At 41.6% G+C, this 4,636-nt stretch carries 4 protein-coding genes; 3 read left to right on the plus strand and 1 reads right to left on the minus strand.

Going from position 1 to position 4,636, the window contains the following annotated elements; all coding sequences use genetic code 11:
* The 3 genes from IIC38_20060 to IIC38_20070 form a co-directional block, all read left to right on the plus strand.
* The coding region (locus tag IIC38_20060) for a DUF885 domain-containing protein (GenBank protein ID MCH8128216.1) at window positions 1–611 on the plus strand (611 nt) is incomplete at its 5' end.
* 137 nt (window positions 612–748) lie between these two features.
* Window positions 749–1,852, plus strand: a complete 1,104-nt coding sequence (locus tag IIC38_20065; protein ID MCH8128217.1) for a restriction endonuclease — start codon at window positions 749–751, stop codon at window positions 1,850–1,852.
* Window positions 1,853–2,146: 294 nt separating this feature from the next.
* Entirely contained in the window at window positions 2,147–3,688 is a 1,542-nt protein-coding gene (locus IIC38_20070; protein ID MCH8128218.1) for a sodium/solute symporter, read from the plus strand.
* A 101-nt stretch (window positions 3,689–3,789) separates the two neighbouring features.
* Here IIC38_20070 and IIC38_20075 read toward each other — a convergent pair whose 3' ends face one another.
* On the minus strand, window positions 3,790–4,488 hold the full coding sequence (locus IIC38_20075; protein ID MCH8128219.1) for a 4'-phosphopantetheinyl transferase superfamily protein: 699 nt from the start codon (window positions 4,486–4,488) through the stop codon (window positions 3,790–3,792).
* Window positions 4,489–4,636: the final 148 nt, after the last annotated feature.

Raw genomic sequence — 4,636 nt, forward strand, 5'->3', positions numbered from 1 at the left:
GATTTTTAGATGGGAAAAGCCCCGGTGTTTTCTATACACCCAATCCAGATGTAACAAAATATAATACCTACTCGGATGAGTCCCTGTTTTTACACGAAGCCATTCCCGGTCATCATTACCAGATTTCGTTGACCCAAGAAAATGAAGACTTACCAAAGTTTAGAAAAACCATCTGGAATAGTGCTTATGGCGAAGGTTGGGCATTATATGCCGAATCGCTAGGAAAGGAGTTAGGTTTATATACCGATCCATACCAATATTTCGGAATGTTAGGCGCCGAGATGCATCGTGCGATTCGTTTGGTGGTCGATACGGGAATTCATGCTAAAGGTTGGACCAGAGAGGAAGCCATTCAATACTCCCTGGATAACGAAGCTGAAAGCGAAGCGGGTATCATTTCGGAAATTGAACGCTATATGGCAAACCCGGGTCAAGCCTTATCGTATAAAATCGGCCAATTAAAAATCAGGGAATTACGCAGCAAAGCCGAAAAAGAACTCGGTGATAAATTTGACATTCGCCAATTCCATAATCAAGTATTGGAAACAGGTTGCGTACCCTTGGCAATTTTGGAAGACAAAATAAATAATTGGATTGCCACTTATAAATAAAACCATTCATGCAGGCATCTCATTAAAGAGAACCTAAATCACTTTATAAACCCAAAGAATTTAAGCAGAATAAACCTTGTTAGACATATAGCTGAGATAGCCATAATATTTACTGAACAAATGATCAGCCCGCGGTAATGACCAAAATAATCGCCAAAAACTTTAATCTTCACGAATTCACCAGAGCTGCTAGAAATCTAGATAAAGATTCATATTTCTTTCAGCCATTAATCGATTTAATATCAACGTCGTCAAAGGATAAAATTCTCGAATGGGAAGAAGAAATGGCGCTGTTGTCAGGAGCATTCACTACAAAAACACAATATAGAAAAGTTCGAGCTGCGCATGAGAATAAACGCATTGCAGAACTAATGGTATCCGAATTTTCTGGCGGATTTGATCCTAATCTTCCTTTTAGTGAGATTATAATTGAGGCGTTCAATCCAATTTTGGATAAACCTAAACCATGTACTGGACTTCTTTTGCACCGTGAGTCCATCGGTATGGAAGTCAAGGCCTATTTGAACGATGCAGAATACTTACGTGAAAATTTAGAGAAATCGAAAGAGGTAAAAGTGTTGGTCGCTAACGAGTTGCGAAAACAGGTTGACAAAATCTATTTCAAGGCTGAAATCGACTATGCGATAAACTATCAACCATTAGTAGTTAATAGCTACAAAATCGGCGCCCTTGACAATCTTTATAGAGCACTTGCAATTCGAGAGAGACATAACTTGGTCCCGGCTGCTTATAAGCTCTATTATCCACCCTGGAAGAAAAATTTAAAGATAGTCGATGCTGTTGACCTGATGATTACTGAAAGTGTTAAAAATCCATCAACAATCTTTAATCTAAAGGGCAGGGACTTTGAATTATTTCTACGAAGAATTTTTGAAGGCTTTGGTTATGAAGTTCAACTTACTGCTGCAACTAGAGACGGCGGCGTGGATTTGATATGTCTATGTAGAAAAGCAGAAATACCGATAAAAATTGCGATTGAGACAAAACGCTACTCTGCAAATCAACCAATCGGGGTTTCTTTAGTCAGACAATTTGTTGGAGCAAATAAACAATGGATGGCTAATAAACAAGTTTATGTAACTACAACAGATTATACAAAACCTGCATTGGTTGATGCGAGCACACCACAACTTGTACAATTGTTAGAACTTAAAACATTACCTGATGTATTCCGTTGGGCAAATGATTTTGTGGAGGACCAATATTTGTATAATTTCTAATATTTTGGCATCAGGCAAACACCTGGTGAAGCAAATATCTCATGCAAAATAGCAAATGTATGTTTTGAGGTTGGCTTTGAAAGTGTGCCTTCATTTATAGTATTTAAAGATGATTCCTGCAATTGGTTTAGTCTGGGGTAAAATAGAAAAAATCCACGTAGTCATACACAATTATCACGCTTGCTGCGATTAACGATTTTATATTGAGGTTTCATTCAGACTTCATTAAAATATATTATGATCCAGCTTTCTACTCTTGACTTCTCCGTAATCCTGTTATACTTGATCGTATTTATGGGCATTGGCGTTTGGTTTGGACGCAAAAACAAAACCGGCGACGACTACTTCCGGGCTACTAAAACATTTCCCTGGTATGTGATTGCTTTTTCCATCTTCGCTACGGATATGGGCTCTTACGCTTTCATCACGCTGGCAGGGCTGGGTTACAACCATGGAATGTTGTTTTCCCACTACCAGTGGTTTGCCGGCGCCGCCATGATCACTTTGACTTTTTTCTTTTTGCCGCTCTACCTGAAGTCCGGCATATTCACCATGCCGGAGTTTCTATCCCGTAGATTTGGTACTTCTTTAGGGACAACCTATTCGGCGCTTACATTATTCATCTATGTAATCGTTGAAATTCCCGTGCTGCTGCTGACCAGTTCTATCTTTCTCTCGGAGTTTTTGCATGTGAACCCGTGGCTAATCATGGTGAGTCTCGCCATTTTTATTTTGATCTATGTTTCACTCGGCGGCCTCAAAGCCGTTGTTTATACGGATTTCTTGCAGACCATACTCATTATCGCTGGCGGGTTATGGGTGTGCTACACCGCGCTGTCACGACCTGAAGTTGGCGGCTGGAGTGGATTGACAGATAAACTGGATCCAGCGATGTTCGATGCTTTCCGTTCAGCCGATGATCCCAACCTGCCCTGGACGGCAATTTGCGGTGGGATTATGCTTGGCCATTTGTGGTATTGGATGACCAACCAGACCATCACACAAAGAATGCTGGGCGCTCGCTCACTTGCGGAGGGTCGAATGGGTATTCTGCTGAGTTCGGTTTTAAAGTTCTTTATTCCTTTTATTGCAATGGTGCCCGGCATGGCCGCATTGGTGATCTACGGCACGCAGGATATTATAGGCTATGGCGATACGGTTTTCGCCAAACTCATTGTCGACTTTATTCCCACAGGCGTGCGTGGTCTGATTGTGATCACTTTTTTCGCAGCTATGATGTCCTCGTGTGATTCCATTCTGAACTCTGCTGCCACGCTTTTTACATTTGACTTTTACAAGAAATTCTTTAATAAAAATGCCCAGGACAAGGAATTGATCAGGGCGGGGCAGGTTGCGGCTGTAGTTATTATGGCATTGGGCCTGGTCTTTGTTAGCTTATACCAAAACAAGGAATCCATTTATCGGGAGTTCCAGAATTATTACGCATATTTCAGCCCGCCCATCACCGCCATTTTCTTTGCTGCGGTATTTTCAAGGAAGATCAACATGCGCGGCTGCTTTTTGGCCTTGTTTGTTTCGGTGGGGGGCTCCATCTTGTTGGACAATATTAATCACGGAATCGTTTTTCTCAATGATTACAATAATACAGCGCTTGTTATGTTTTTGGTTAGCGTACTCTTACTAAAATTGGGCAGTATAAGTGGAAAGCCAGTCCAGCCTGAACAACTGGAAGGAACCAGTTACCATTGGTTACGAAAGCAGCCGGATTTTGGCGAGGAAAAAATGGAGCACTGGTGGTTCAACAGGTGGATCTGGATTGGTTTGTATTTAGTGGTGCTGGTCTGGACATCGATACGGTTTGGATTGTTTTGGTAACCGATAAACTAGCCTGTTTTTTCTTTTTTGACAGGATTAACAAGATATACTGAAGTCTAATGAACGACTCTGTGTCCTGATGTCACCCCATGTCTCACGTTTTAAACCGTTACACAAACCGGAATTCCCGGCCGAGGGTCTGCAACAATCGTATAAATGCTATCGCCAAATTCACGCCACCAGCCGTGAAAAACCTGTGATGATTCCGTATATTCAACAGACATAGGATGCCAAATTTCTGTACCAGGTTCTTGAGTGAGGTCAACCTGAACACTTCGAGTGTCCAAACTCAATCCCTTTCGTAAAGCCTTCAATGCGCTTTCCTTGGCGCTCCAAATTAAGGTCGTATAAAATGGCCGTTCTCCTTTTGGTACCTGGTTCATCAACTCCTGTTCTTGCACGGTGAAATAATCTGAAATAAACGAATCACTGTGAGAATCTACGAATTCGAGATCACAACCAACTGGCGTATTATTTGTGTTGATCGCACAGAAGCCAATCTCTCCACTGTGGCTGAGGGAGATCGCAACTGGCGCTGGTTTATTGTCGATGAAAACTTCAGGCGCTGAATCTTCAGCGGCAAGGATTTCTATCTCACAGAGATCTTTAACATTGTGAGATTTATTCAGATAGGGGAGAAGGGCCTGTTTAGCTGTCCATCGCCCCAGTCGCCAATCGGCTCTACGCCTGGTGGATCTCATATTTTTCAGGCGGTTCAATTCACGGTTGGAGAGCCAATCGCTGCCATTTGGCAAGTCACTTATTTTTTGGCTGCACCACAGGATGTTTGATTGCGTCAATTTCTGTCTCTAAACTTAAATATATGAGTTTACTCTAAAAGCCGATTCAATCGCTTTTCTAAAAAAAATTGATACATAAAAACAAATACTTATGAGAGCGATGGAATCGGTATCCCACCTTTTTAGAATGAACTCATATATAAAAAAT

The organism is candidate division KSB1 bacterium (assembly GCA_022566355.1).
Taxonomy (GTDB): Bacteria; Zhuqueibacterota; JdFR-76; order JdFR-76; family DREG01; genus JADFJB01.

What these genes read in the sequence shown, in the direction of transcription:
- IIC38_20065 (MCH8128217.1), top strand. Translation starts at nt 749, where the DNA reads ATGACCAAAATAATCGCCAAAAACTTTAATCTTCACGAATTCACCAGA.
- IIC38_20070 (MCH8128218.1), top strand. Translation starts at nt 2,147, where the DNA reads ATGGGCATTGGCGTTTGGTTTGGACGCAAAAACAAAACCGGCGACGAC.